Origin of the sequence: Capnocytophaga sp. oral taxon 338 str. F0234, from assembly GCF_000192225.1 — a bacterium.
In the GTDB taxonomy this organism is placed as follows: Bacteria; Bacteroidota; Bacteroidia; order Flavobacteriales; family Flavobacteriaceae; genus Capnocytophaga.
Map to the genome: position 1 here is coordinate 1,326,728 of NZ_GL872413.1, position 24,159 is coordinate 1,350,886.

The 24,159-nt window shown below is 37.3% G+C and carries 24 protein-coding genes; 14 read left to right on the forward strand and 10 right to left on the reverse strand.

Annotated elements, in window-relative coordinates; genetic code table 11:
• Window positions 1-27: 27 nt before the first annotated feature.
• The 9 genes from HMPREF9071_RS06040 to HMPREF9071_RS06080 all read left to right on the forward strand — a co-directional run bounded on the left by HMPREF9071_RS06040 (window position 28) and on the right by HMPREF9071_RS06080 (window position 6,313).
• A complete protein-coding gene (locus HMPREF9071_RS06040) occupies window positions 28-360 on the forward strand; it encodes a hypothetical protein (protein ID WP_009745710.1) in 333 nt (110 codons plus the stop codon).
• Window positions 361-487: 127 nt separating this feature from the next.
• Complete coding sequence (pdhA, locus tag HMPREF9071_RS06045) at window positions 488-1,486, forward strand: pyruvate dehydrogenase (acetyl-transferring) E1 component subunit alpha (RefSeq protein ID WP_040358050.1); 999 nt, start codon at window positions 488-490, stop codon at window positions 1,484-1,486.
• A gap of 5 nt (window positions 1,487-1,491) precedes the next feature.
• Complete coding sequence (locus HMPREF9071_RS06050) at window positions 1,492-3,102, forward strand: pyruvate dehydrogenase complex dihydrolipoamide acetyltransferase (protein WP_009745713.1); 1,611 nt, start codon at window positions 1,492-1,494, stop codon at window positions 3,100-3,102.
• A 135-nt stretch (window positions 3,103-3,237) separates the two neighbouring features.
• A complete protein-coding gene (locus HMPREF9071_RS06055) occupies window positions 3,238-4,014 on the forward strand; it encodes a C40 family peptidase (protein WP_009745714.1) in 777 nt (258 codons plus the stop codon).
• A gap of 12 nt (window positions 4,015-4,026) precedes the next feature.
• Window positions 4,027-4,500 carry a 23S rRNA (pseudouridine(1915)-N(3))-methyltransferase RlmH gene (gene rlmH / locus HMPREF9071_RS06060; RefSeq protein WP_009745715.1) on the forward strand — a complete coding sequence of 158 codons (474 nt, stop codon included), beginning with the start codon at window positions 4,027-4,029 and terminating at the stop codon, window positions 4,498-4,500.
• Entirely contained in the window at window positions 4,501-4,929 is a 429-nt protein-coding gene (locus HMPREF9071_RS06065; protein WP_009745716.1) for a DUF4268 domain-containing protein, read from the forward strand. It abuts the gene before it with no gap.
• Window positions 4,930-5,016: 87 nt separating this feature from the next.
• On the forward strand, window positions 5,017-5,625 hold the full coding sequence (gene udk / locus HMPREF9071_RS06070; RefSeq protein ID WP_009745717.1) for a uridine kinase: 609 nt from the start codon (window positions 5,017-5,019) through the stop codon (window positions 5,623-5,625).
• Window position 5,626: 1 nt separating this feature from the next.
• Window positions 5,627-5,923 (forward strand): septum formation initiator family protein, encoded by a 297-nt coding sequence (locus tag HMPREF9071_RS06075; RefSeq protein WP_009745718.1) that lies wholly within the window; start codon window positions 5,627-5,629, stop codon window positions 5,921-5,923.
• 27 nt (window positions 5,924-5,950) lie between these two features.
• Window positions 5,951-6,313, forward strand: a complete 363-nt coding sequence (locus HMPREF9071_RS06080; protein ID WP_009745719.1) for a PUR family DNA/RNA-binding protein — start codon at window positions 5,951-5,953, stop codon at window positions 6,311-6,313.
• 78 nt (window positions 6,314-6,391) lie between these two features.
• Here HMPREF9071_RS06080 and HMPREF9071_RS06085 read toward each other — a convergent pair whose 3' ends face one another.
• Window positions 6,392-8,248 carry an SLC13 family permease gene (locus HMPREF9071_RS06085; RefSeq protein ID WP_009745720.1) on the reverse strand — a complete coding sequence of 619 codons (1,857 nt, stop codon included), beginning with the start codon at window positions 8,246-8,248 and terminating at the stop codon, window positions 6,392-6,394.
• A 193-nt stretch (window positions 8,249-8,441) separates the two neighbouring features.
• Here HMPREF9071_RS06085 and HMPREF9071_RS06090 point away from each other — a divergent pair, with 193 nt between their 5' ends.
• Window positions 8,442-8,804: a copper resistance protein NlpE gene (locus HMPREF9071_RS06090; RefSeq protein ID WP_040358051.1), complete on the forward strand. Its 363-nt coding sequence runs from the start codon at window positions 8,442-8,444 to the stop codon at window positions 8,802-8,804.
• Window positions 8,805-8,893: 89 nt separating this feature from the next.
• Here HMPREF9071_RS06090 and odhB read toward each other — a convergent pair whose 3' ends face one another.
• The 5 genes from odhB to HMPREF9071_RS06115 all read right to left on the reverse strand — a co-directional run bounded on the left by odhB (window position 8,894) and on the right by HMPREF9071_RS06115 (window position 15,131).
• Complete coding sequence (gene odhB / locus HMPREF9071_RS06095) at window positions 8,894-10,135, reverse strand: 2-oxoglutarate dehydrogenase complex dihydrolipoyllysine-residue succinyltransferase (RefSeq protein WP_173301498.1); 1,242 nt, start codon at window positions 10,133-10,135, stop codon at window positions 8,894-8,896.
• Window positions 10,136-10,389: 254 nt separating this feature from the next.
• Window positions 10,390-11,199, reverse strand: coding sequence for a DUF6291 domain-containing protein (locus HMPREF9071_RS06100; RefSeq protein ID WP_009745723.1), 810 nt, complete (start codon window positions 11,197-11,199; stop codon window positions 10,390-10,392).
• Window positions 11,200-11,714: 515 nt separating this feature from the next.
• Entirely contained in the window at window positions 11,715-12,893 is a 1,179-nt protein-coding gene (locus tag HMPREF9071_RS06105; RefSeq protein WP_009745724.1) for a porin, read from the reverse strand.
• A 16-nt stretch (window positions 12,894-12,909) separates the two neighbouring features.
• Window positions 12,910-14,100 (reverse strand): porin, encoded by a 1,191-nt coding sequence (locus HMPREF9071_RS06110; RefSeq protein WP_009745725.1) that lies wholly within the window; start codon window positions 14,098-14,100, stop codon window positions 12,910-12,912.
• A gap of 209 nt (window positions 14,101-14,309) precedes the next feature.
• Window positions 14,310-15,131, reverse strand: a complete 822-nt coding sequence (locus HMPREF9071_RS06115; RefSeq protein ID WP_009745726.1) for a universal stress protein — start codon at window positions 15,129-15,131, stop codon at window positions 14,310-14,312.
• Window positions 15,132-15,364: 233 nt separating this feature from the next.
• Between HMPREF9071_RS06115 and HMPREF9071_RS06120 the strand changes: the two genes are divergently transcribed.
• Genes HMPREF9071_RS06120 through HMPREF9071_RS06135 form a run of 4 tightly spaced genes read left to right on the forward strand, consistent with a single transcriptional unit; the run spans window position 15,365 to window position 20,332 of the window.
• Window positions 15,365-16,468, forward strand: coding sequence for a formimidoylglutamase (locus tag HMPREF9071_RS06120; RefSeq protein ID WP_009745728.1), 1,104 nt, complete (start codon window positions 15,365-15,367; stop codon window positions 16,466-16,468).
• A gap of 22 nt (window positions 16,469-16,490) precedes the next feature.
• Window positions 16,491-18,425 (forward strand): putative porin, encoded by a 1,935-nt coding sequence (locus HMPREF9071_RS06125; RefSeq protein ID WP_009745729.1) that lies wholly within the window; start codon window positions 16,491-16,493, stop codon window positions 18,423-18,425.
• A gap of 43 nt (window positions 18,426-18,468) precedes the next feature.
• On the forward strand, window positions 18,469-19,149 hold the full coding sequence (gene aat / locus HMPREF9071_RS06130) for a leucyl/phenylalanyl-tRNA--protein transferase (RefSeq protein ID WP_009745730.1): 681 nt from the start codon (window positions 18,469-18,471) through the stop codon (window positions 19,147-19,149).
• A gap of 1 nt (window position 19,150) precedes the next feature.
• Window positions 19,151-20,332: an aspartate aminotransferase family protein gene (locus tag HMPREF9071_RS06135; RefSeq protein ID WP_009745731.1), complete on the forward strand. Its 1,182-nt coding sequence runs from the start codon at window positions 19,151-19,153 to the stop codon at window positions 20,330-20,332.
• Window position 20,333: 1 nt separating this feature from the next.
• Here HMPREF9071_RS06135 and dnaG read toward each other — a convergent pair whose 3' ends face one another.
• Genes dnaG through HMPREF9071_RS06155 form a run of 4 tightly spaced genes read right to left on the reverse strand, consistent with a single transcriptional unit; the run spans window position 20,334 to window position 24,098 of the window.
• Entirely contained in the window at window positions 20,334-22,298 is a 1,965-nt protein-coding gene (gene dnaG / locus HMPREF9071_RS06140) for a DNA primase (protein WP_009745732.1), read from the reverse strand.
• Window positions 22,299-22,307: 9 nt separating this feature from the next.
• On the reverse strand, window positions 22,308-22,700 hold the full coding sequence (locus HMPREF9071_RS06145; protein ID WP_009745733.1) for a VOC family protein: 393 nt from the start codon (window positions 22,698-22,700) through the stop codon (window positions 22,308-22,310).
• A gap of 9 nt (window positions 22,701-22,709) precedes the next feature.
• Complete coding sequence (truA, locus tag HMPREF9071_RS06150; protein WP_009745734.1) at window positions 22,710-23,453, reverse strand: tRNA pseudouridine(38-40) synthase TruA; 744 nt, start codon at window positions 23,451-23,453, stop codon at window positions 22,710-22,712.
• A gap of 21 nt (window positions 23,454-23,474) precedes the next feature.
• Complete coding sequence (locus tag HMPREF9071_RS06155; RefSeq protein WP_009745735.1) at window positions 23,475-24,098, reverse strand: L-threonylcarbamoyladenylate synthase; 624 nt, start codon at window positions 24,096-24,098, stop codon at window positions 23,475-23,477.
• Window positions 24,099-24,159: the final 61 nt, after the last annotated feature.

Below are 24,159 nucleotides of genomic sequence, written 5' to 3' on the forward strand. Positions count from 1 at the left end.
AGGAGTATCCTAAAAATACTTCTTTTGATGGGAGTATTATTGTTATTGCATAGCTATATCGTTGAGATATATTATGGTAAATTGTTGTTTTTTCATCTGGAGTTATTCTATATTTTTCATACTCTATGTGCCATAGTTGTGTGTGGCTTATTACTTATTCCCTTAAGAGGGAAGGCTTATATAGGTTATCGCTTTGTGACCCTGACGCTCCTGCAGATGATAGCTTGTTTAGCTTTTCTACTTCCTATGTTGCTCTCTCAGCCCAAGGTAGGGGAGTGGGATATACTTTCTTTTATGTTTGTTTTTTTTGTAGCTCTTATTTGGGAAGTCTATTTTGCACTTTCTTTGTTAAAAGAATAAAAGTAAAAAAATTTTCTATAATAAAAAAAGTTTTTGTACCTTTGCAGGCAAATAAAAAATTCGTAAATTTGCGCTTTGTTAAGCAACGGATAGATAATTAAGAAAAAATATTAATTCATTTGTGATAATGAAAAAAATAGATAAAAAGACGTATTTACAGTGGTATGAGGAAATGCTCTTTTGGAGGAAGTTTGAGGACAAATTGGCTTCTGCTTATATCCAACAAAAAGTAAGAGGATTTTTACATTTGTACAATGGACAAGAGGCAATCGTGGCAGGCTGTATGCATGTGATTGACCCTAAAAAAGACAAAATGATTACTGCTTATCGTAATCACGTGCATCCTATTGCTTTAGGAGTAGATCCACGTAGGATTATGGCAGAACTTTTTGGAAAAGATACAGGAACTTCTCATGGTTTAGGAGGTTCTATGCATATCTTTTCAAAGGAACATAACTTCTTTGGAGGTCATGGTATTGTAGGAGGACAAATTGCCTTAGGAGCAGGAATGGCTTTTGCAGAAAAGTATAACGAGACAGGAGGAGTTGTCCTTACTTTTATGGGGGATGGTGCTACCCGTCAAGGAGTACTTCATGAAACTTTTAACATGGCAATGAATTGGAAGCTCCCTGTAGTGTTCATTTGTGAAAATAACCATTATGCCATGGGTACTTCTGTAGAGAGAACAGCTAACCACCCTGAAATATGGAAATTAGGATTGGGGTATGAAATGCCTTGTGAGAAAGTAGATGGAATGAACCCTGTACCTGTGGCAGAAAAAGTATTTGAAGCAGTGGAACGTGCTCGCCGTGGCGATGGACCTACTTTCTTGGATATCCGTACTTATCGTTATCGTGGACATTCTATGTCCGATGCACAGCATTATCGTACTAAAGAAGAAGTGGAAGAATATAAGAAAATAGACCCTATTACTCAAGTACTTGATGTAATCAAAGCTAAAAAATATGCTACTGATGATGAAATAGCAGCTATTGATGAACGGGTAAAGAACTTGGTAGCAGAGTGCGAAAAATTCGCTGAAGAATCTCCATTCCCTGAAAAGAATGTAATGTATGATGTAGTATACAAACAAGAAAATTATCCTTTTTTACCTCATAAATTATAAAAGAAATGGCAGAAATAATAAATATGCCGCGATTAAGCGACACAATGGAAGAAGGAGTCGTTGCTAAATGGCTCAAAAAAGTAGGTGATACTGTAAAAGAAGGTGATATTCTCGCTGAAATAGAAACAGATAAGGCGACTATGGAATTTGAATCCTTCTATTCAGGAACATTGTTGTACATTGGTCTAAAAGAAGGAGAATCTGCTCCAGTGGATACCCTTTTGGCAATCATTGGCGAAAAAGGAGAAGATATATCAGCTCTTATAGGGGGAGGCTCTGCTCCAGCAAAAGAAGCCGCCGCTCCTGCCGCTGCGGAACCAGCAAAAGAAGCCGCTCCTGCAAGTACTCCTGCAGCCATGCCAGCGGGAGTTCAAATAGTTACTATGCCTCGCCTTAGTGATACTATGACTGAAGGTACTGTAGCTTCTTGGATTAAGAAAGTAGGTGATACTGTAAAAGAAGGTGATATTCTTGCTGAAATAGAAACAGATAAGGCAACTATGGAATTTGAGTCCTTCTATTCAGGTACCTTATTGTATATAGGAATAAAAGAAGGAGAATCTGCTCCTGTTGATTCTCTATTGGCTATCATAGGTCCTGCAGGTACCGATGTGAATGCAGTGCTTGCTGCGGCTAAAGGAGGATCTTCTGCAGCTCCTACTGCCTCTGCTGCCCCTAAGGCTGAAGCTCCTAAAACTGAAGCCCCTGCTGCTACGCCTGCAGCTTCTACAGGAGGACGCGTATTTGCTTCTCCTTTGGCTAAGAAAATTGCTGAAGAAAAAGGTATTAACTTAGCAGAGGTAAAAGGAAGTGGTGAAAATGGACGTATCGTTCGTAAGGATGTAGAAGGATTCACTCCATCTGCTAAAGCAGCTACTGCTACAGCTTCTACAGGAAAATCAACAGCACCTGCTATATTTACTCCTGTAGGTGAGGAAGTTACTGAAGAAGTGAAAAATTCTCAAATGCGTAAGACTATCGCCAAACGCCTTTCCGAGTCCAAGTTTACCGCACCTCACTACTACCTTACTATAGAAGTAGATATGGATAATGCTATGGAATCACGTGCACAGATTAATAATCTGCCTGATACTAAAGTATCTTTTAATGATATGGTAGTAAAGGCTTGTGCTATGGCTCTTAGAAAACATCCACAAGTAAATACTTCTTGGAAGGGAGATGTAACTTTGTATAATAAACATGTTCATATAGGAGTTGCTGTAGCTATTGAGGATGGCTTAGTAGTGCCTGTGCTTAAGTTTGCTGACAATCTTAGCCTATCTCAAATAGGAGTAATGGTAAAGGACTTAGCTGGAAAAGCACGTAATAAAAAGTTAACTCCTGCTGAAATGGAAGGAAGTACCTTTACCGTTTCTAACTTAGGAATGTTTGGGGTGGAACAATTCACTTCTATCATTAATCAGCCTAACTCAGCTATACTTTCTGTAGGAGCTATTATAGAGAAACCTGTAGTAAAAGCAGGACAAATAGTGATAGGTCATACTATGAGCCTTTGCTTAGCATGTGACCACCGTACTATAGATGGTGCTACAGGAGCTCAATTCCTACAAACCTTGAAAGCATATATTGAGAACCCTGTTACAATGTTAGCATAATCTGAATAATTTTGCATAATTTATTGGGAAGAGGCATTTGTATAAGTGCCTCTTTTTTATTGCTCAGAGCAAAAAATAAATTTGCTTAAGATAAAAAAAAGTTGTAATATTGTACTTTTTATTGAGGAATAAAATATGTATGCTATTTGTCATTTGAGTATTGTTCCTCTGCGAGAGGAATCCTCTCATAAGAGTGAGCAAATATCACAATTGTTATATGGTGAGTTGTGTTTTATTATAAAACAAGAAGGAGGGTGGTACTATATACGTACAGATTATGATAATTATGAAGGTTGGGTGGATTCCAAGCAACTGACTCCCATAAGTGATGCTATGTATGAGGAAAGTAAAAAGATACTTCCTCGTTATGCTTCGGATATGGTGGATTATGTACAGATTAGTGACAAACAATATGATTTGTTGCCTATATGTATAGGTGCAACCGTAAGTAATGCTCCCCTTTTGGGACATTTGTTTGAAGGAGAGGTACAGCATAAGGTACTTAGAAAGAATATAATAGAGATTGCCTCCAAATACCTTAATACTCCCTATATCTGGGGAGGAAAATCTCCTTTTGGTATTGATAGTTCTGGATTTGTCCAGATGGTTTATAAGCTTATTGGAATAAAAATCCCAAGAGATGTTTCGGAACAATGTGAGGTTATTGAGAAAAATATTGATTCTTTAGAAGATACTGAGATAGGCGATTTACTTTTTTTTAATAATTCTGCAGGAAGAATAGCTCATGTCGGTATTATCATTCAGCGGGGCTTTATCATTCATGCCTATGGAAGCGTACGGATTGACCGTATAGAATCAGAGGGAATCTGTGATATAGAAACAGGTAAAATTACTCATAAATTGCGATTTATACGCCGCATTTTGGATGATGATGAGAAGAAATATTGCTAAAATAGATATAAAATGACATTAAGGCTCCTTGTAATAGGAAAAACAGAGATATCATTTCTAGAGAAACTTATAGAAGAATATCAGAAAAGAATAAAATTCTATATAAAATTTGAAATAGAAATCATTCCTGCGCTTAAAAATATGAAAAATATATCCCAAGAAGAACAAAAAAACAGAGAGGGAATCCTATTATTGCAAAAGATAGCTAATAATGAGCATTTGATTCTTTTAGATGAGCGAGGAAAGGAATACACTTCTGTGGAATTTTCTTATTTCTTACAAAAAATTATGAATACAGGGACTAAGCAATGTACGTTCGCTATAGGAGGAGCTTATGGATTTTCTCCAGCGGTATATGCCAGGGCTAATGGTACTTGTGCACTGTCTAAAATGACATTTTCCCACCAAATGGTGCGTTTGTTTTTTGTAGAACAACTCTACCGAGCCTTTACCATTCTTAATAATGAACCTTATCATCATATATAAATGTATAGCAAAGAGGAAGCTGCTAAACTGAGACAGGATTTTTGGACTTCATTCGGAAAATCATTTCCCCGTAAGTGGGTTTTATATAAAACAGGAGTTAAACCTGTTCAATTCAGATTCTATTTTGATACTAAAAAAGCAATGGTATGTATAGATATAGAAGGGAATGAGGAAGAAAGAGATAAATATTTCAATAGAATGCTTTCAGTTAGATCTATATTGAATGATTTTTTACCAGATAGTTCTTTTGAAAAACACTATTTATTAGAAAATGGAAAAGAAATCTCACGTATTTGGTTAGAAAAACAGAGTGTATCTATACATGATAAAAAAACTTGGCAAGCTACTATGGAATTTTTTAATGAAAACATGCAAAGAATAGAACTTTTTTGGCAAGAATATAAAGATTTCTTTAAAGAGGAGGTTTGATTTTTAAATGAAATATGTATCATATTTTAAGAAAAACAATTTCTTCAAGTCAAGAAAAATAATTACTTTTGCACAAATTTATAGTAGATGTTACTTATAGGAATAACAGGGGGAACAGGTTGTGGAAAAACAACAGTAGTGAACCAGATTATCAGGGAATTACCTAAAGGGCAGGTAAGTGTAATCTCACAAGATTCTTATTATAAAGATTTGTCCCATTTGACTTATGAGGAGAGAACAAAGGTAAACTTCGATCATCCTAAATCATTGGACTTTGACTTACTCAAGCAACATCTCTCTCAGCTAAAGGAAGGAAAAACAATTCTGCAGCCCACTTATTCTTTTATAGAACATAATCGTATGCCGCAAACAGTAGCTATAGCTCCTTGTAAGGTGATTATTGTAGAAGGAATCTTGATACTTTCTCATCCGGATTTGAGAGATTTATTTGATATAAAAATATTTGTTCATGCGGATTCCGATGAGCGGCTTATTCGCCGTATCAAAAGAGATACTACCGAGAGAGGAAGGGATATTCAAGAAGTATTGGATAGGTATCAAACCACTCTAAAGCCTATGCACCAGGAGTTCATAGAACCTACCAAAGAATATGCTGATATCATCATTCCTAATAACCGACATAATAAAGTAGCTATTGATATTGTGAAGACAATCGTCCATAACAGAATACAATAAAATGATAGATTTTCAATTTTATATTAGAAAATATGCCTATACCATTGGCTTTGTTGCTTTTGGAATATGGATGTTATTTTTTGATTCTAATTCTTGGATCTCTCATAGAAAGTTGAATAAAGAAATTGAAGGATTGAAGCGGCAAAAAGAATTTCTTCAAAAGGAGATTGCTAAGGACAGGAAAGCTATTAAGGAAATCAATACCTATGAAGGAAGGGAGAAGTTTGGGCGAGAAAATTATTATTTTAAAAGAGATAATGAAGATATCTTTATCATTGAATATGATACAATAAAATAGAATTATTATAGTTAAAAATACGAATATATGTACGAAAATGAAGGAGAAAACAGCGAAATTTTCTCAAAAGCTCTAAGAGCGGGTAGGCGAACTTATTTCTTTGATATACGTGGTACCAAAGCGGGGGATTATTATCTAACAATAACAGAGAGTAAAAAGTTCACACATGATGATGGGTCTTCTCATTACCAAAAACATAAAATTTACCTTTATAAGGAGGATTTTAATGCCTTTAAAGAAATTTTAGAGGAGATGACCTCTTATGTGTTTGATGAAAAAGGAGAGGAAGTTATCTCTGAGAAACATCAGAAAGATTTCAAAAAACCTCTTTATACCAATGATAAAGAGAACTCATCCTATACCATTGATGATTTTGAAGATATCAAGTAAATAAATCACCTGATTTTAAGGGAGGAACTGCTTTTTTCACTGAAAAAAGCAGTTCCTGTTTATCTGGAACATAGCCGTTTAATGCAATGAAAAAGGGAAAAAGATAGGAAGAACCAATATCATAACAATTCCCATAAGTATCTGTAGAGGAAGCCCTACTTTTATATAATCCATAAAAGTATAACGTCCTGCAGACATAACCAAAGCATTAGGAGGGGTGGAGAAGGGGGAGGCAAAGCACATACTTGCCCCTACTGAAACGGCAATAAGGAAAGGCAGAGGGCTTATTCCCATGCTGGTCGCAGCACTCATAGCAATAGGAGCTACCAAAATAGCTGTTGCTGTATTACTTATGAACATGGTAAGTAGGGAAGTGGTGAAATAGATGCTTGCCAAGAGGATATATGGGCTGTACCCACCTAATTTGCCTACTAACATCTGGGAAACCCATTGGGAGGCTCCCGTCTTCTCCAAAGCCAAAGCCATAGGAAGCATGGCTGCAATAAGAACAACACTTTCCCAATTGATAGTTTTATAAGCCGCCTCTACATTGGGAAGAGCTCCTGAAAATACCATAAGGAGAGAAGCTACCAGTACCGCTGTTACAGGTTGAACAGGGATAAAATCAAACATCATACTCATTACCATAAGAAGCATGATAATAGCAGCGATAGGCGCCTTATGCGTAAGACTTACCTTAGAGGCTTCTCGTAGAGGTTGTCCTAATACAATTAAGTGCCGCTGTTGGTCATTCAGCCGAGCTATATCTCTCCAGGAACCTTGTACCAATAGAATATCACCTGAATGGATACGCTGATCTTTAAGATTTTTTAGAATATAAGTCTCTTTACGCTGTATTCCTAAGATGTTTAAGGAAAAACTATCCCTAAATTTTGACTTCTTAATAGGCAAGTTTACCAATCGGGAAGTAGAAGTTACTAATACCTCAGCAATACCATGTTTTTGGGAATTCATAAGTTCCTCTTGAGAGGTGAATTTATCCTCTATAAGCCTCAAAGATTTTTCCCATACCATAGCCTCTATCTTTCGTATATCTCCTTGTACAAATAGAATATCTCCTTCATTAAGAACTGTATTAGCATGAGCCAATTCACGATCAGGATTCTTAAAAATGGAAGAATTAATGCTTGGTTTTCTCAATATTTCAGTTACATTCACTTCATATTTGTCTGAAATATTACTCTCAAGGAGTGTCTTTCCTATAAAAGGGGCATTTTTCCCAATCATAACCAAGTGAACATCTTTGGATAGGTGATATTCTTCCATGAGATCCTTAAGGGATTTACTGTTTTGTTTATTCTCCTGTAGAGAATCTTTCTTGTTGAGCAAGCGCTGGCTCACTGGAATAAGATAGAGCAATCCTACCCCAATGGCTACCAGTCCTACCGGAGTAAATGAGAAAAAGGTAAGAGAAGGATAGCCGTGCTTTATAAGTTCTTCATTAATAATAAGGTTAGGAGGTGTCCCAATGAGGGTCATCATTCCTCCTAAGCTACTGGCAAAAGCTAAAGGCATCAGAAGGCGAGAAGAATTAATATTGGCACTCATAGCCATACTTACCACTATAGGTAACATTAATGCTACAGTACCTGTGTTACTTACAAAAGCACCAATAAAAGAAGTGGCAAGGATTACTAATATGAACAAACGTAATTCACTATTACCTGCCAATTTTAGAAGGCGATTACTAATCATTTTAGCCAGCCCTGTTTGGAAAATGGCACCTCCTACAACAAATAACCCTATCATCATGATAACTACAGAATTGGAAAAACCTGAGAGGGCTTCTTCTGGAGTGAGTATCCCAAAGAGTACCAAGAGCAGGAGGGAGGAGAGTGCTACCAAATCCGAACGAATTTTCCCCATCATAAAGAATATAGAAGAAAAAACTAAAATAATTAAGGTAATGTACATGTTACTGACAATTTACTTCTGAATAAATAATATATTTATAATTAAAAGGCAAATATATGAAAATATTTTAATATAATAATAAATATCAATAAATAATATGATAATTATTTTCTACAAAAAAATTTTTATGAATTTATTTGTTTTTTGGCATAGAAATTGTTATTATACTTGTACAAATAAATGTATTATAAAAATGAAAAAAATTTTATTAGCAAGTTTTGCTTTAGCTTTGGCTTCTTGCGGACAGAAATCCTCTTATGAAGGAACTTATGAAGGAACCCTTCCTTGTGCAGATTGTAGTGGTATCAATGTTACCTTAACTATTAATAAAGATTCCTATACTTCTCAAGAGGTAATGGAGGATCTTAATACTAAGGATAAGGGAAATGTTGCTTATGATACACAAAGTAAAGTACTTACCCTTACAAGCACTGAAGAAAAAGATAAAGAACAACGCTATAAAGTAAAAGAAGATGGCTCTATTGCTCTTTTGGATGCTGATGGCAAAGAAGTAGAAGGAGAGTTGGCTTCTTATTATATCTTGAAGAAAAAATAATTGTATTATTAGTAGTAAGTAATTTGAAAGAGGCTGTCCAAGCATTTGGATAGCCTCTCTCTTGATTTATGGACAAGTAACAACATTTACTAAAGTTCCAAAGCTTTTTTAAGATCATTATCCATTAAGAGTTCCACAGGATTTTCAAGAGCTTTTTTCACCTCTACTAGGAAGCCTACAGATTCCCGTCCATCAATGATTCGGTGGTCATAGGAAAGGGCAATGTACATCACAGGAGCTATCACAATTTGCCCACTGCGTACAATAGCACGCTCTACTACATTGTGCATTCCCAGAATAGCGGATTGTGGAGGATTAATAATAGGAGTGGAGAGCATACTTCCAAAAACCCCTCCGTTGGTAATGGTGAATGTACCTCCGGTCATCTCGTCCACTGTAATTTGTCCGTCACGTGCACGTGTAGCCAAACGTTTTACTTCTGCTTCTACACCACGGAAAGAAAGATTCTCAGCATTGCGAATGACAGGCACCATTAGTCCCTTAGGTCCGGAAACTGCAATGGAAATATCACAGTATTCATAGGTAATTTTTTCCTTATCATCAATCATGGAATTGACATCGGGGAACATCTTAAGGGCACGCACTACTGCTAAAGTGAAAAAGGACATGAAGCCTAAACTTACATTATGGTGTTCCTTGAAGATATCCTTATATTCATTACGTATTTCATAAATGGCTGACATATCCACTTCGTTGAAAGTGGTAAGCATGGCAGTTTCATTTTTTACAGAAACTAATCGTTCGGCTACTTTACGGCGAAGCATGGAGAGTTTAGAGCGTTTTTCACTTCTCTTTTCATTGGTAGGAGTTCCCATGCTATGGCGTGCGGGTTGTGCATTAAGAGCGTCTTCTTTAGTGATACGTCCTCCTTTACCTGTGCCTTTCACTTCACTGGTTGGGATTTGTTTTTCTGCTAAAATCTTTTTAGCAGCAGGAGAAGCCTCTCCTGTGGCATAGCTTGTAGGTACTGGATTTTCTACTTTAGGAGTAGTCGCTACAAGGGCAGCAGTAGGAGCTATTGCAGAGGTAGAGGTAGGAGCTTCTTTTACAGCAGCAGCGGTCTCAGTAGGAGCCTGTGCGTCAGTATCAATAAGGCATACCACTTCTCCTACGGCTACGGAATCCCCTTCTTGTGCCTTAAGGGTGATGATACCACTAGCTTCAGCAGGTAGTTCAAGAGTTGCTTTATCAGAATCTACTTCCGCAATGGCTTGGTCTTTCTTTACATAATCGCCATCTTTGACAAGCCAAGTAGCGATTTCTACTTCAGTGATTGATTCCCCTGGAGAAGGGACTTTCATTTCTAAAATCATAAATTTTTCTTTTAGTTCTAAGTAAATTTTTTGATTAGATACTTCTTCTTTGATTGAAGAAAAAAATTTGCACAAAGATACTAAAAAATATAGAATTTACAATAAAAAAAATGTTTTTTTTTCTATTTTACCTAACTGGCTTGTGTAAGGTAACTTCCCTCATATATATTCCTTTTACAGATTATATTTCTCACCCTCTCACCTGTTCATATTTGCTTGTGTGACTTCATTTTTCACTTTTCACTTTTCACTTAATCTAGGTATACCGCCTGCCCGTGTTCATTCATTCCGAAGGTTCTGTATCTGGGGTATTGTGCTTGTTCTTCGGCTTTTTTCTGCTTCTCTACCGCCTCCTCCTGTTTCCTTTTCCGGATCCAATTCTTAAAATGGCTACAGTAGTCCCGAATATCTTTCTCATATTCTCCCTGTGATTCCAAGTGTTCGTGGAACTGACACAAGAGCTTAGAGAGCTGTTGCTTATCATTGATATTTAGTATCTTGAACATTACTTGTGTGAGCCTTTCATTGCTAAGGTATTCTTCCTTAAGTGCTTCTATGGGTTTAATCTCCCAGTATGTATTCCTTTTTTTAGGAATATAAGGGACAATCTGGTCTATAGAGATACTTTCCATAGAATTATGGGCAGGCTCCGCTATGTTTTCCTCTTTTTTAGTTTCTTTTCCCTTGGAAGGACGGGCTTTTTTACTACGAGCCTCCTCTTCAGCTTCTTCTAAGGAGAGTTCTTGGGCTACTACTTTGTTGTAAATATCAGGATGCCACCGCTTAAGGTTTCCCATACGTCCCTTTTTTCTGTTATTCACGGCGCTTTGGTGCCACTGTTTGGCTTCTCGGTTGAACTGAGCCTTGAAGGAGGCAAAGGCAATTCGAGTTACAAAGTCATCCACAGGGAAGGGAGGAATCTCTTGCGGTTGAGGGTCAAGGTGATTGTTTAGGTGTTGCTGGTAGGCTTTGATGGTTTTGAAGAGCTTACCGGCTTGTTCGTCGGTGAGCTCGTCCAGTACTTCGAGCATGTCATTGTAGAGGATGAAGAATTTTTTCATAATAATGAAGAGATTTGTTTACTGAAATCATGAAGCTGAAGGGCGATGTGCTTCCTTCAAAAACACCGCAAATATACAACATTTTTGTAGCTATGTCAAGGAAAAACAGAAAGAGAAGTGTCCACCCCTTAATAAGTGAAAAACGAAAAGTGAAAAACGAAAAATTCTTCACTTTTAACTTTTAACTATTCACTTTTAACTGTTCACTATTCATTATTCACCCACATACCCAGCTGTGGGCACTCGCTGGCTATACTTTTCACTTTCAAAGGAGGGTAAAGAATCCTTTTTCTTGAAAAATGGAGAAGTCGCTGGTGATGATGAATGATTTCGTTGTTTGTTTTTCGTTCCTTATTTTATTTCTTCTTCTTCTTTATTTTTTTGTATTTGTATTTTTCTTCTTTTTTGTCTTTGTTTTAAGCGATAACGGGGATAGTAAGTATCGCACACGGCGAGTGTGGGGATATACTTGTTACAAACATTTGTGACTTTCTAAACTCTAAGTGATCTGGATTCTATTTTTTAAGTATGGGGAGCGTGAAATAGGCACCAATGGCAAAGCGGTGTAGTTGTTCTTTATCCATAGCCAGTTCCTTAGCGTATTGAATAGTATTGCCCACATAAGCTATATAAAATCGCAAATCCTGCGTTCTAAAAGGGGCATATTGCCCGGCAAGAAAGTAAATATAATTGGTTCTGAGTTGTTCATTGTGTATATTTCTGCTTCCAGTAAGTTCTATTCCTATCTTAGCCGTCGCGCTCCAATGGTCATCTATTTGGTAATCATACCGAGAGACAGCGCATTTGTATACAATATTCTTGCGCATAGTATAATTCCCTTCTACGAGTCCATCACTTATGCTAAGCAAGCGAGAGGAAGTTAGTCCAAAATCAGCCCCCATGTGTGAATATACTAAATCCAAATAGACAGTATGAGGATCTGACTGAAACTTATTCCCTAAGGAGAGGGAATGCGTATAGTAACCTTGAGCAAATTGAGAAATATTATACGTATATTTGGTCTTAAATTTGCCTTTGAACAAATTGGCATTCCAAAGGAAATAGGCGCCTATAGGTGCTTTAGAAGCTGTGTAATCACTGGTAGAAAAATTATTATTGCTTAAGTGATTACTGAAAGATTCGTTCAGTGTATTATGAAGCTGTACTCCTATCTTATGTTGGTCATTAATCTTATAAGTGAGTTGTACCCCCGCTAAGAATACATTGGCATATACCCCATTGAGATAATCGGTAAAAATATATTCATAGAGTGGATTAATATCCTGTTCAAAGGAACCCATAGCAGAGAGTTGTTTACCAGCCATTGCCTCCCAGCGTTTTTGTTTTCCGAATCGGTAAGATAGGTAGGCATAATCCAACCCCACAGAAGCATTGTCCTGTGAGGTAGGGGAGAGGGGACGATTTAGGCGAAAGCGAATCCTGTAGGACAAATCCTCATTATAATCCCCTTGAAAGTTCAACCGAGCGTTATCAATCTGAAAATGAGAAGAAGAAAGCCTCTCCTGAGTATGCTTATCCGATATGAATCCTCCACGGAAGTAAAGTTCTAATTTCATTCTCTTAGAAGAGGTAGGTTCTAGGGAATCCTTCTTTTCAAGCATTTGTTCCTGTCCTAATAGGCTCTGTCCCAGTAGGCAAAATGCCATGATAACGACTGTTTTTTTATTTATCATATCAAGAATAGTTGATTTATCTTTTACTTTTTACTTTTTCTCTTTTTATTACTGGCAATGTATAGGACGCTCCTAAACTGAAGCGGTGTAGTTGCTCTTCAGGTAGCTTTAATTCTTCTATATAGGAGACTGTTTTGCCTATATAAGCCAGATGTACCCTAAAATCAGTATTACCAAAGGGAGCATACTGTAGGGCTAAGGCATATATATAATGGGTACGAAAATGCTCATTTAGAGAATTCCTGCTGCCTAAAAACTCTATTCCTCCCTTTGCCGAAGCGCTCCACAAGGGAGTAATCTGGTATTCATAACGGGAAATAAGTCCTTTGTATACCGTATTTTCATATACTTCATAATTACCTGGAGTACGTCCCTCATATTGGCTTAGTATCTTTGAAGAAAGTAATCCATAGTCAGCCTCCATGTAGGCATAATACAAATCCAAGTAGGCTAAATGCTTTCCTACTTCAAGCCAATTCCCCAAAGAGAAAGTATGGGTATACTTTCCTTGAGCAAATTGTGAGAGGTCATAGGAATAATGGGTCTTGAACTGATGATCCCAAAACTCACCTTTCCAATAAATAAGACCTCCTATAGGTAATTTGGAAGGAAGTAAAGAAGGGCTAATAAAGCCCCTTTTCTCCAAGAAAGAATGAAAGGATTCATTTAGAGTATTATGAAGCTGAAAGCCTATTTTTTGAGTATTATTAAAGGTATACTCTACCTTCGCTCCTGCTACAAAAGGATTAACTACATAGTTTAGATAATCCCCATAAATATATTCATACAAGGGGTGTATCGTTAGTTCGTAGGAGCCAATCGCTTCACATTGTTTGCCGATGGTTACCTCCCATTGGCGATTTTTGCCAAGACGATAGAGTAGATAGGCATAGTCTAATCCTACAGCAGTATTATCCAAATCTGTAATAGTAAGCGGGCGGTTTAGCCTAAAGCGTACTTGGTAGGATAGCGCCTTATTATAATCTCCTTGAAGGTTTAGCCATGTGTCCTCAAACTGGAAATGAGCTGAGGAATGAGTAAGGGAGGGATTGTCTGAAAAAAAATTACCACGAAAATAACATTCTATATTTGTTCTCCCCAGAGAAAAAGGTGTAGAAAGTGTGTCCCTTACCAAGGATTCTTTTTCCCTTGCAAAAGCAATAGAAGTAATAAGCGGTAAGAAAAAAATAAATATAATTTTTTTCATAAAAAATTTTTAATTAGCAAAAGTAAGAATTTTAGTCTTAATTTCCTAAAAAGAATTTTCTAATTAACAAAAATAAGGTTATTTTATAGATAATTAACTTGTTTTAACGAAGATATCCCCGATATAGAATTAAAAAGATAGTCCGAAGTAAGCCTTTAAAGAACTCACCTCGGACAATCTCCATGAAAAAATTAAAATGAAATCAAAAGTTACAGTTTAATAGTGAGGACAGGTTTTTCAGAATGATTTACAATATCCTCACTGATACTTCCGTTGAACAAATGCATAAGAGTGCTTTGCTTGGTAGGGAACATACAGATAAGGTCTCCTTGGTTATCTTCGGCAAAGTGGATAATTCCTTCTTCTATAGAGAAGTCACTATACATGTGTATGCTATGGGTGAGTATTTCACCATGTTCCTTAGAGAAGTTGTCAATAAGTGTTTTTATCTCTCTGCTTGAATTAAAATGATAAGGTGTATTGATATATACGAAATCAATTTTAGCTCCTAAAATATTAGCAAAGGCAATGGCTTTCTCAAAGGCTTTTACATATCTTTGGGAGAAATCGCAGGCAAAAACCATTTTTTTCACCTTGGAAATATCGGTTTTATCCTTGATAACCAAAACAGGAATAGGGGAGGTGCGTACTATCTTTTCTGCATTGGAGCCTAAGAAAAGTTCTTTAGAACCGGAGGCTCCTGTGGAACCCATAACTATAAAGTCAATGGATTCTTTTTCTAGTAGGATTCTTACAGCATTGGTAAGGGTTGCAGTTTCTACAAGAGTTTCAACAGTAACTCCTTGAGAGGAAAGTGTTTCAGAAACTTTTTTAATGTTAAAACTTGCTTCTTTCATAAAGAAAAGCTCCTCAGGAAGTACGGAGGTTGTCTCTGTTACGAAGCGCTGAGGCAACTCTACACAGTGCAATAACAGAATGGTAGCTCCATTCTTTTTTGCCAAATCCACCGCAACTTCTACGGCGTAATTAGAGTGCTCAGAAAAATCAATAGGAACGAGAATGTTTTTCATGGGAGTTAAAGTTTATTTAGTTAGACAATTCTTGAATTATTACGCTGTAAAATTACGTTTTTATATTCAAAAAAACAAATTATTTTCCCTTGATTTTTTCAAAAAAATAAAAGAATAAATACTAATAAATATAAAAATATAGGGAGGTAATTCATAAAATTACCTAAAAATATTAGAGTACAATTTTAAATATGTATTTTTGCACACCTTTAAATCATTAGATACTTTTTAGTGTGTTAGATTTTTTATACCCTATAGAAGATTATTTCACCCAGCATATATATCTTGCCCAGACCATTGGAGGGAAGATACGTAAGCATACCCGAAAAGGAGGACTTCCCTCTTTGAAAGGGGTACAGGTGGCTATTTTTTCCCTAACCAATAGTGAAAATATTCTTAAGAACTCTTTCAGAGAGCATTTTTATTCTCTTTATTTAGGAAATTGGAACCTTACTTTGGCTGATTTAGGAAATATTCCTGAGGGAACCACACAGGAGGATACTTTTTTAGCGATTAAGGAAACCGTTTCTTTCCTGCTCAAAGAAGGTATTATTCCTATTCTTGTGGGAGGGGGAGTTGAGAATACTTATGCCCTCTACCGTGCTTTTGATAATATGGAGCAGATGGTTAACCTCACTGCAGTCAATGCACTTTTTGATTTTGGAGATGGACAAGAAATCTTCTCTGAGGATAGCTATATGAGCCGTATCCTTATGGAAAACCCTACACATCTGAACCATTTTACCAATATAGGTTATCAAACCTATTACAATCCACAGGAGTCCATGGATTTGCTGCAGAAAATGTTCTTTGATTTCTATCGCTTGGGGGAAATTACCAGCTATATGGAACAGGTAGAGCCTATTCTGAGAAATACAGACTTGGTAAGCCTTAATATGACCGCTGTCCAAGCCGCTGATATTGATATGCCAGAGAATTTTGTTAATGGTTTTACCTCTCGTGAAATATGTGCCGTAAGTCGCTATGCAGGACTTAGTTCACAGATGGCAGCCTTGGGAGTCTTTAATGTACCTACTTCTGTCAGAGGAAGAATGCTTACCGGAGAGGTACTCTGGTATTTTATAGAAGGAATCAATTACCGAGTGAAAGAATTCCCTACTATTGAGGATAAGAACTATACCAAGCACATTGTCCTTTTGGATGACTTTACCATAGATTTTTACAAAAGTAACCGTACAGGTCGTTGGTGGATCCTCCCCAGTGAAGATAGCAAAGGGATAGCCATGCTCCCTTGTACTGAAAGAGACTATCAAAAAGCCTGTGAAGGAGTCATCCCTCAACGTTGGTGGAACCTCCATCAGAAATCCTTGTTGTAATATAAAGAATAGAAACGAAAGTATGCCCAATAAACTACTTTTTCTTTTGACTTTCTTCCTTTCTGTAGGAATTTTTGCTCAGGACAGTATCCGTTTTAAGTCCGTCCGTCCCAAACCTAAGAAAAAGGATAGTATAGAGCTTTCCTCGCGGGATTATAAGCGTATTTCTATCTTCCGTGATACCATTGCTATAGATACCACCCTTACTCTTAAGGCTATGTATAAGCAAAATCCTGTTAGAAAAGATATGTTCGCCTATGTTCCCTTTGAGAATATGGGGCAAACTTATACATCCCTTGCATACGATTATCGGACTTCTGAACTCTCTCCTACTTTTGGAATGCGTGGAAATAAGTTTTATTTTATAAAATCACAGGAGGTTCCCTATTATTATATACCTACCCCTATGACAGAGTTTTCTTTTAAATCAGGACTCTCGCAAGGGCAGATGTTACAGTCCTTTTTTTCGGCAAATATCACGCCAGAATTCAACCTCTTTATACGCTATAATGCCTTACGCTCTTTAGGAGATTATAAGAATATCCTCTCCTCTGTAGGTAATTTCTTGGCAGGATTCTCCTATTATTCTAAGAATAAAAAATACCTAATCATGGCTCATTATGCCAACCAAGAGGTGAATCGTCAGGAGAATGGAGGATTGCTCTACCCAGAACAATTCTACCAAGGTGACCCGCAGTTTCGCAATCGAGCAAGGTTAGATGTAGCCCTTTCCGATGCTACTTCGGAAGAGAACTCAAAACGTTATTTTATCCAACATCAGTATAATTTCCTACGTCCCATGAAGGAGGAGGGAAATTCTGAGATATTGCTTAAGCATCAGTTCCTCTACCAAACAGAAAATTACTATTATGATCAACCTGAGGTGGCACCTAATGCTTTTTTAGGAGAAAGTTTTACCCTTAAGAACCTCCGTGATAAGCATGCATTGCGGGCATTGACCAATCGCTTGGGAGCAGAACTCTCCTTACCTTATTTGGGTAAGACTTTTCTTTATGGAAAGAGCTATTTCTATAACTATTTCGCTAAGGGAATTTTCGTAGATACTTCCGGAAATTTCATTCCTCACCAGATAAAAGGAACGGATTATGGATTAGGAGCTCAATGGAAGAAAACTTATAAGGGATTTGCTATCAATGCACAGGCAGAGCAAATGATTATAGGAAAATTACTTGGCACGGAAATTGCAGGAGATATATCATATATCTTTGATGAGAAAAATAGAATCACAGCAGGAGTGAATGTGACTTCTAAAGTACCTAATTTTAACTTCTTACTTTACCAAAGTGATTATAAAAATTATAATTGGTATCATCTTGATGATTTCTCTAAGGAAAATATACAAACACTCTTTGCTTCAGCACAAACACAATGGGGAAACCTTTCTTTGGATATTACCAATATCAATAATTATACTTATTTTCAATTACAACCAGCAGTAAATGGTCAGAAAAGACAATCCAAGCCCGCTCAATATGGTGGAAATATACAATATTTGAAACTTATAGGAGAAAGAGAATTTCGTTATGGAAAATGGGGATTAGAAAATACCCTTATGTACCAGCAGGTATTACAAAATAATGAAAATGTATTCAATGTTCCTCTATTCACCACACGTAATACTCTTTATTTTACCTCTTATTTATTTAAAAAAGCGATGTTCTTGCAAACAGGGCTTACTTTTAAGTACTTTACACGTTATTATGCCGATGAATATAATCCTTTATTAGCAGATTTTCAGGTACAATCTGCTGAGAAGATAGGAAACTACCCTGTAACCGATTTTTTTCTCAATGCCAAAGTGAGAACTATGCGTATCTTCTTTACAGTGGAACACTTGGAAGCACTATTGGGAAATTATAATTATTATGCAGCTCCTTCCCAGCCTTATCGTGACTGGAAAGTGCGATTAGGTATTATCTGGTATTTCTTTAAGTAGAGATATTTTTATTTTGTTATTAACCTTTTTTTAACCAATTACCATGTACATATTAACCCAAAATCTGTATTTTCCACCTGTGGAGCAAGCCGATAAGACAGGTATTCTTGCCATAGGAGGAGACCTTTCTATTCCACGACTTATCTTAGCCTATAAGAGTGGCGTTTTTCCTTGGTATAATGAGGATGAGCCTATTATTTGGTGGGCGCCTCCTAAAAGAATGGTGGTATATCCTGAACATTATAAGGTACCTAAGAGTATGCGTAATATTCTCAATAGAAAATTATTCACGGTAACCTTTAACCAAAATTTTTTTCAAGTGATTTCCTTCTGTAAGAATATTTTCCGCAAAGACCAGCAAGGAACTTGGATTACAGATGAAATAGTAACTGCTTATACACGATTGCATGATTTAGGTCTGGCTCACTCGGTGGAAGTATGGCAAGATCAACAACTCGTAGGAGGACTCTATGGAGTGGATTTAGGTAACGGTATTTTTTGTGGAGAAAGTATGTTCTCTAAAGTATCTAATGCAAGTAAGGTAGCTTTCTTCACCTTACTCAAGTGGATGAAGGAGAGGAAATATCTGCTTTTGGATTGCCAAATATATAATGATCACTTGGCAAATCTGGGCTCTAAGGAAATCCCTCGCACCGAATATATGAAGATTCTTTTACAAGGCAATATATCTCTTAGAATTAAGAAAATGAAACTATCAAAATAATATGAATAAAGATTTTTTACAATATCAAGCACCTACTTCTCTGTACCCTTTAGGATTGGAAGTTGCTCGTGCAGAAGGATCCTATATATATGATATTCAAGGAAAGGCTTATTTGGATTTGGTAGCAGGGGTCTCCGCTTGTACATTGGGACATTGCCATCCTAAGGTAGTTAAAGCCATACAGGAACAAGCGGCTAAGTATATGCATGTAATGGTATACGGAGAGTATGCTCAATCCCCTGCTGTGGAGTACTGCAAGCTATTGGCAGAGCATTTACCTGAACCACTGGAAACTACTTACTTGGTTAATTCCGGTACAGAAGCCATAGAGGGAAGTATTAAGCTGGCTAAGCGTGCTACAGGACGTTCGCAAATCATAGCAGCTCGCAAAGCCTATCATGGTAATACACAAGGTTCCTTAAGTATTATGGATTATGAACTCCGCAAGCAACCCTTCCGCCCTCTTATCCCTGATGTAGCATGGATAGAGTTCAATAATGAAGCTGAATTAGAGAAAATTACTACCCGAACTGCAGGGGTGGTTTTGGAGACTATACAAGGAGGAGCTGGCTTTATTACTCCTGAGAATGATTATTTAGCAAAGGTGAAAAAGCGCTGTGATCAGGTAGGAGCACTGCTTATCTTGGATGAGATACAGCCAGGATTTGGACGCACAGGAAAGCTCTTTGGATTCTTAAATTATAATGTAGTCCCTGATATTATAGCTATTGGTAAGGGAATGGCAAGCGGACTTCCCTGTGGGGCTTTTGTAGCCTCTTATGACCTTATGCACCTCTTGGCAGATAAGCCTAAGATGTCCCACATCACTACCTTTGGAGGAAATCCTGTGGTGGCAGCAGCCTCTTTGGCTACCTTGAATGAACTGCTCACTACGCACTTAATGGAGCAAACCTTAGAGAAAGAGCAACTTTTCCGTAAGTTCCTCAAGCACCCTAAAATAAAATCAGTGAATGGAAAAGGACTTATGTTGGCTGCTATCATGGAGGATGAGGCACTGGCAAATCACGTAATCCTATATGCCTATGAGCACGGTTATATCTTCTTCTGGCTACTCTTTGAACTTAGAGCCGTAAGAATTTCTCCACCCCTTACTATCACAGAGGAAGAAATAGAAAAGGCTTGCGCTATGATATTAGAAGCAATTGAAAATTATAAAAAATAGCCTACATATTCCATCCCAATCGGCGACCAATGATATTCTTTAAGGTATTGTATTCTATCACTTCCTGAAGTGACCAAGAGGGATCACCATCTTCATTCTCTATGGTAATGATTTCCTCACGTAAGGATTCTATTTTTTTATCAATGAGCCTTTTGCGAAGGTTTAGAATAATACTCGTAATAGCATAAGGAAGGTCTTCATCCTTGTCCTTGACCACTACATCTTTCCGTGCCCAATCATGTAAGTGCAAGTCCTCCTCTTGGGCTTGGAAGGAGGCTACCAGAGAAGCCATAGACGGTGGAATTTTATTGATAATGAGGGAAATGTCCTGTAATCCTTCTTGATATTGGTTTATGAAAAAGGTATAGAGCTCCCTAAACTCTGGAGTGGATAGCTCTATCTCATCGGCTTGTAGTTCAAGAAATAGCTTTTCATACACCTTCATTTTTTGGGTGGTTTCTTGTATTTTTTCCTCTCCTGTATCTGGGTCATAGTATAAGAATTTTTCCTCAAAATTGCATTCTTTCTGTCCGTATAGAAGTAGGTATTTGATAAGGTCTTTCTCCAAATAGGTAACAGGATTTACAGCTATAGGATTCTCTGTTACTTGAGATGGAGTTTCCTTTTGTGCCCTTTTGAGTTCCTGGTTGGCTTTGATAAGTTGTCGTTGGTTGATTTGGGCGAGGGAAGTGAAGAGTACCTCCTCTGAAATCTCCATAATTTGAGCACATTCACGCACATAAATTTCTCGCTTGATAGGATCAGAAATTTTGGAAATACTCTCAATCATGTCCCGAATGGTATCGGCTCTCTTGAGAGGGTCATTCTGTGTCTCCTTCATGAGTAAGGAGGCTTTGAAGCGGATAAAATCTTGTGTATGTTCCTTAAAGTATTCTTGAATTTCTTCTAAAGAATATTCTTTAGCAAAACTATCGGGGTCTTCTCCTTCAGGAAAGGTACAGATTCGTACATTCATTCCCTCAGCAAGGATCATATCCACCCCGCGAATAGCTGCCCTAAGTCCTGCTGAATCTCCATCATAGAGAACTGTAATGTTGGGAGTAAGTCTGCGAATAAGGCGAATTTGCTCCTGTGTAAGGGCTGTGCCGCTGGAGGCAACCACATTCTTAATGCCTCGTTGGTAGAGCTGAATAACATCTGTATATCCTTCTACCAAATAACAGATATCTTCTTTGGAAATAAAGGGTTTGGCTTGGAAGATACCATATAATATATTACTCTTATGGTAGATGTCACTTTCAGGAGAGTTAAGGTATTTGGCTACCTTTTTCTCTTGAGAGAGAATACGTCCTCCAAAGCCCAAAACACGTCCACTCATGGAGAGAATAGGGAACATTACACGTCCTTTAAAACGGTCTATCTTACGGTTATCTTCCTTAATGATAGTAAGTCCTGTCTTTTCTAAGAAAGACAATTTCATTCCTTTGCTTAGTGCCTCATCGGTGAAGGCTGTCCAGTTATCTGGAGAATATCCCAGTTGAAAGGTCTGAATCATTTCATCAGTGAATCCTCTTTCTTTAAAATAAGTAAGTCCTAAGGCTTTTCCTTCTTCGGACTCAAGCAGAGTCCTGTGGAAATAATCTCGGGCAAACTCACTGACTAAGTACAGCCCCTCCTTTTCATTAGCCTTGTTTTTCTCTTCTTCATTTTGTTGGGTCTCCTCAAGCTCTATATGATACTTTTTGGCTAAGTAATGAATGGCTTCTACATACGAAAAATGCTCATATTCCATAAGGAAAGCAATGGCATTTCCTCCCTTCCCACTACTGAAATCTTTCCAAATTTGTTTGGAAGGGGACACAGAGAAACTTGGTGTACGTTCATTGGTAAAAGGGCTTAATCCTTTGTAACCGGAACCTGCACGCTTTAGTTGGATGAAATCACCAATGACTTCTTCCACACGAATGGCATCATATACCTTATCTATACTCTCTTTGGTAATCACATCTATATATTAATCCTCATATAATTCAATAGGAAATCCATCAGGGTCTTCCAAAAAAGCAAAACGCTTACCCGTATATTCATCTGTACGAATAGCCTCACAGGCTACCTCTTTGCTCTTTAGGTAGGCAATAGCTTTTTCCAGATTCTTTACAGCCAAAGCCAGATGCCTTCCTCCACAAGCCTCCGGCTGACTAAGTCGCTTGGGAGGATTAGGAAAAGAAAATAATTCAAGAACATATTCTCCATGAAGGCATAAATCCAACTTAAAAGATTGCCTTTCCACTCTATAATGCTCTTCCCGTATGGTAAAGGGTAATATTTCTGTATAAAAGTACTTTGACTTTTGGTAATGGCTACAAATAATTGCTATATGATGTATTTTCTCTATTTCTAATGTCATAATTTTGCTTTAGGTTAGAAAAATTTCTTTAGGATATACTACTTTTTCTAAGAAGAGTGCATGTCCAGGTACAGAATATCCTGCTTGGGAACGATTCTTACTTAGCAAAATTTGCTCAAAATTACTTAAGGATATTTTCCCTATACCTACCTCTATCATAGTCCCTACTATTGCCCGTACCATGTTACGCAAAAACCTATCTGCTGTAATCCTGAAAATAAGTAAGCTATCCTCTTCTTTCCAAAATGCTTCTGTAAGATGACAAATATACGTCCTTACATCGGTATTTGTTTTTGAAAAGCATTGAAAATCATTATGTTTCAGAAGTATTTCACAAGCCCTATTCATTTGGCTTATAGCAAGAGGCTGATATACATAGTAACTTTGTTCATATAGGAAAGGATTTTTTTCCCGTGAGATAAAGTATTGATAGGTACGAGAGATGGCGTCAAAGCGGGCGTGAGCCGCGTCCTTCATCGGGAAAATACCTTTGATAGCAATCGTCTTAGGCAGAAAAGAATTAAGCTTGTTCACTAAATTCTCAGGTAAGGGAAGAGAAAAGTCAAAATGAGCAAAATAATCCCTTGCATGCACTCCTGTATCGGTACGTCCTGCTCCTACTAAAGTAATCTCTTCGTGAAGCAATAGAGATATAGCTCTTTCCAATTCCTCTTGTACAGAAAGGGAATGGGGTTGCTTCTGCCAACCAAAGTAATTTTTTCCATTATAAGATAGTTCTATAAAAAAGCGCACTATGATGTATTTCTTTTATGATTAGAAGAGTCCTTCTATACTGCCTTTTCCCTCACGGATAAGTTCTGGTACCCTAGTGGAGAGGTCTATTACAGTGGAAGCTACATTATCTCCATACCCACCATCTATGACCATATCCACCTTATCTTGCCATTTCTCAAAGATGAGCTCAGGATCAGTGGTGTACTCAATCACTTCATCTTCATCATAGATAGAGGAAGAGACAATGGGATTGCCTAATTTTTTCACTAAAATGCGTGCAATATTATTGTCGGGCACTCGAATCCCTACTGTTTTCTTCTTCTTGAATTCCTTAGGAAGGTTTGTATTACCTGGTAAAATGAAAGTATAAGCCCCTGGAAGAGCCCTTTTCAGTATTTTGAAAGTAGCCGTGTCTATCTGTTTTACATAATCCGAAAGATTACTCAAATCCGCACATACAAATGAGAAGTTGGCCTTTTCCAATTTTATTCCTTTCAGTTGTGCAATACGCTCTAAGGCTTTGCTATGGGTAATATCACACCCTAAACCATACACAGTATCAGTAGGATAGATAATCACTCCCCCTTCTCGCAAGCAGTCCACTACTTTTTGAACTTCCCGTTCATTGGGATTCTCAGGATATATTTTGATGAATTTAGCCATTTTTTACTACAGATTTTAATAGGCAAAAATACGATAATATTCTTATCTGCCAAAAAAAATA

Bases quoted from the DNA above. Each gene is read 5' to 3' on its own strand.
- HMPREF9071_RS06040 (WP_009745710.1), top strand. From the start codon at position 28: ATGGGAGTATTATTGTTATTGCATAGCTATATCGTTGAGATATATTAT.
- pdhA (WP_040358050.1), top strand. From the start codon at position 488: ATGAAAAAAATAGATAAAAAGACGTATTTACAGTGGTATGAGGAAATG.
- HMPREF9071_RS06050 (WP_009745713.1), top strand. From the start codon at position 1,492: ATGGCAGAAATAATAAATATGCCGCGATTAAGCGACACAATGGAAGAA.
- HMPREF9071_RS06055 (WP_009745714.1), top strand. From the start codon at position 3,238: ATGTATGCTATTTGTCATTTGAGTATTGTTCCTCTGCGAGAGGAATCC.
- rlmH (WP_009745715.1), top strand. From the start codon at position 4,027: ATGACATTAAGGCTCCTTGTAATAGGAAAAACAGAGATATCATTTCTA.
- HMPREF9071_RS06065 (WP_009745716.1), top strand. From the start codon at position 4,501: ATGTATAGCAAAGAGGAAGCTGCTAAACTGAGACAGGATTTTTGGACT.
- udk (WP_009745717.1), top strand. From the start codon at position 5,017: ATGTTACTTATAGGAATAACAGGGGGAACAGGTTGTGGAAAAACAACA.
- HMPREF9071_RS06075 (WP_009745718.1), top strand. From the start codon at position 5,627: ATGATAGATTTTCAATTTTATATTAGAAAATATGCCTATACCATTGGC.
- HMPREF9071_RS06080 (WP_009745719.1), top strand. From the start codon at position 5,951: ATGTACGAAAATGAAGGAGAAAACAGCGAAATTTTCTCAAAAGCTCTA.
- HMPREF9071_RS06085 (WP_009745720.1), bottom strand. From the start codon at position 8,248: ATGTACATTACCTTAATTATTTTAGTTTTTTCTTCTATATTCTTTATG.
- HMPREF9071_RS06090 (WP_040358051.1), top strand. From the start codon at position 8,442: ATGAAAAAAATTTTATTAGCAAGTTTTGCTTTAGCTTTGGCTTCTTGC.
- HMPREF9071_RS06100 (WP_009745723.1), bottom strand. From the start codon at position 11,199: ATGAAAAAATTCTTCATCCTCTACAATGACATGCTCGAAGTACTGGAC.
- HMPREF9071_RS06105 (WP_009745724.1), bottom strand. From the start codon at position 12,893: ATGATAAATAAAAAAACAGTCGTTATCATGGCATTTTGCCTACTGGGA.
- HMPREF9071_RS06110 (WP_009745725.1), bottom strand. From the start codon at position 14,100: ATGAAAAAAATTATATTTATTTTTTTCTTACCGCTTATTACTTCTATT.
- HMPREF9071_RS06115 (WP_009745726.1), bottom strand. From the start codon at position 15,131: ATGAAAAACATTCTCGTTCCTATTGATTTTTCTGAGCACTCTAATTAC.
- HMPREF9071_RS06125 (WP_009745729.1), top strand. From the start codon at position 16,491: ATGCCCAATAAACTACTTTTTCTTTTGACTTTCTTCCTTTCTGTAGGA.
- aat (WP_009745730.1), top strand. From the start codon at position 18,469: ATGTACATATTAACCCAAAATCTGTATTTTCCACCTGTGGAGCAAGCC.
- HMPREF9071_RS06135 (WP_009745731.1), top strand. From the start codon at position 19,151: ATGAATAAAGATTTTTTACAATATCAAGCACCTACTTCTCTGTACCCT.
- HMPREF9071_RS06145 (WP_009745733.1), bottom strand. From the start codon at position 22,700: ATGACATTAGAAATAGAGAAAATACATCATATAGCAATTATTTGTAGC.
- HMPREF9071_RS06155 (WP_009745735.1), bottom strand. From the start codon at position 24,098: ATGGCTAAATTCATCAAAATATATCCTGAGAATCCCAATGAACGGGAA.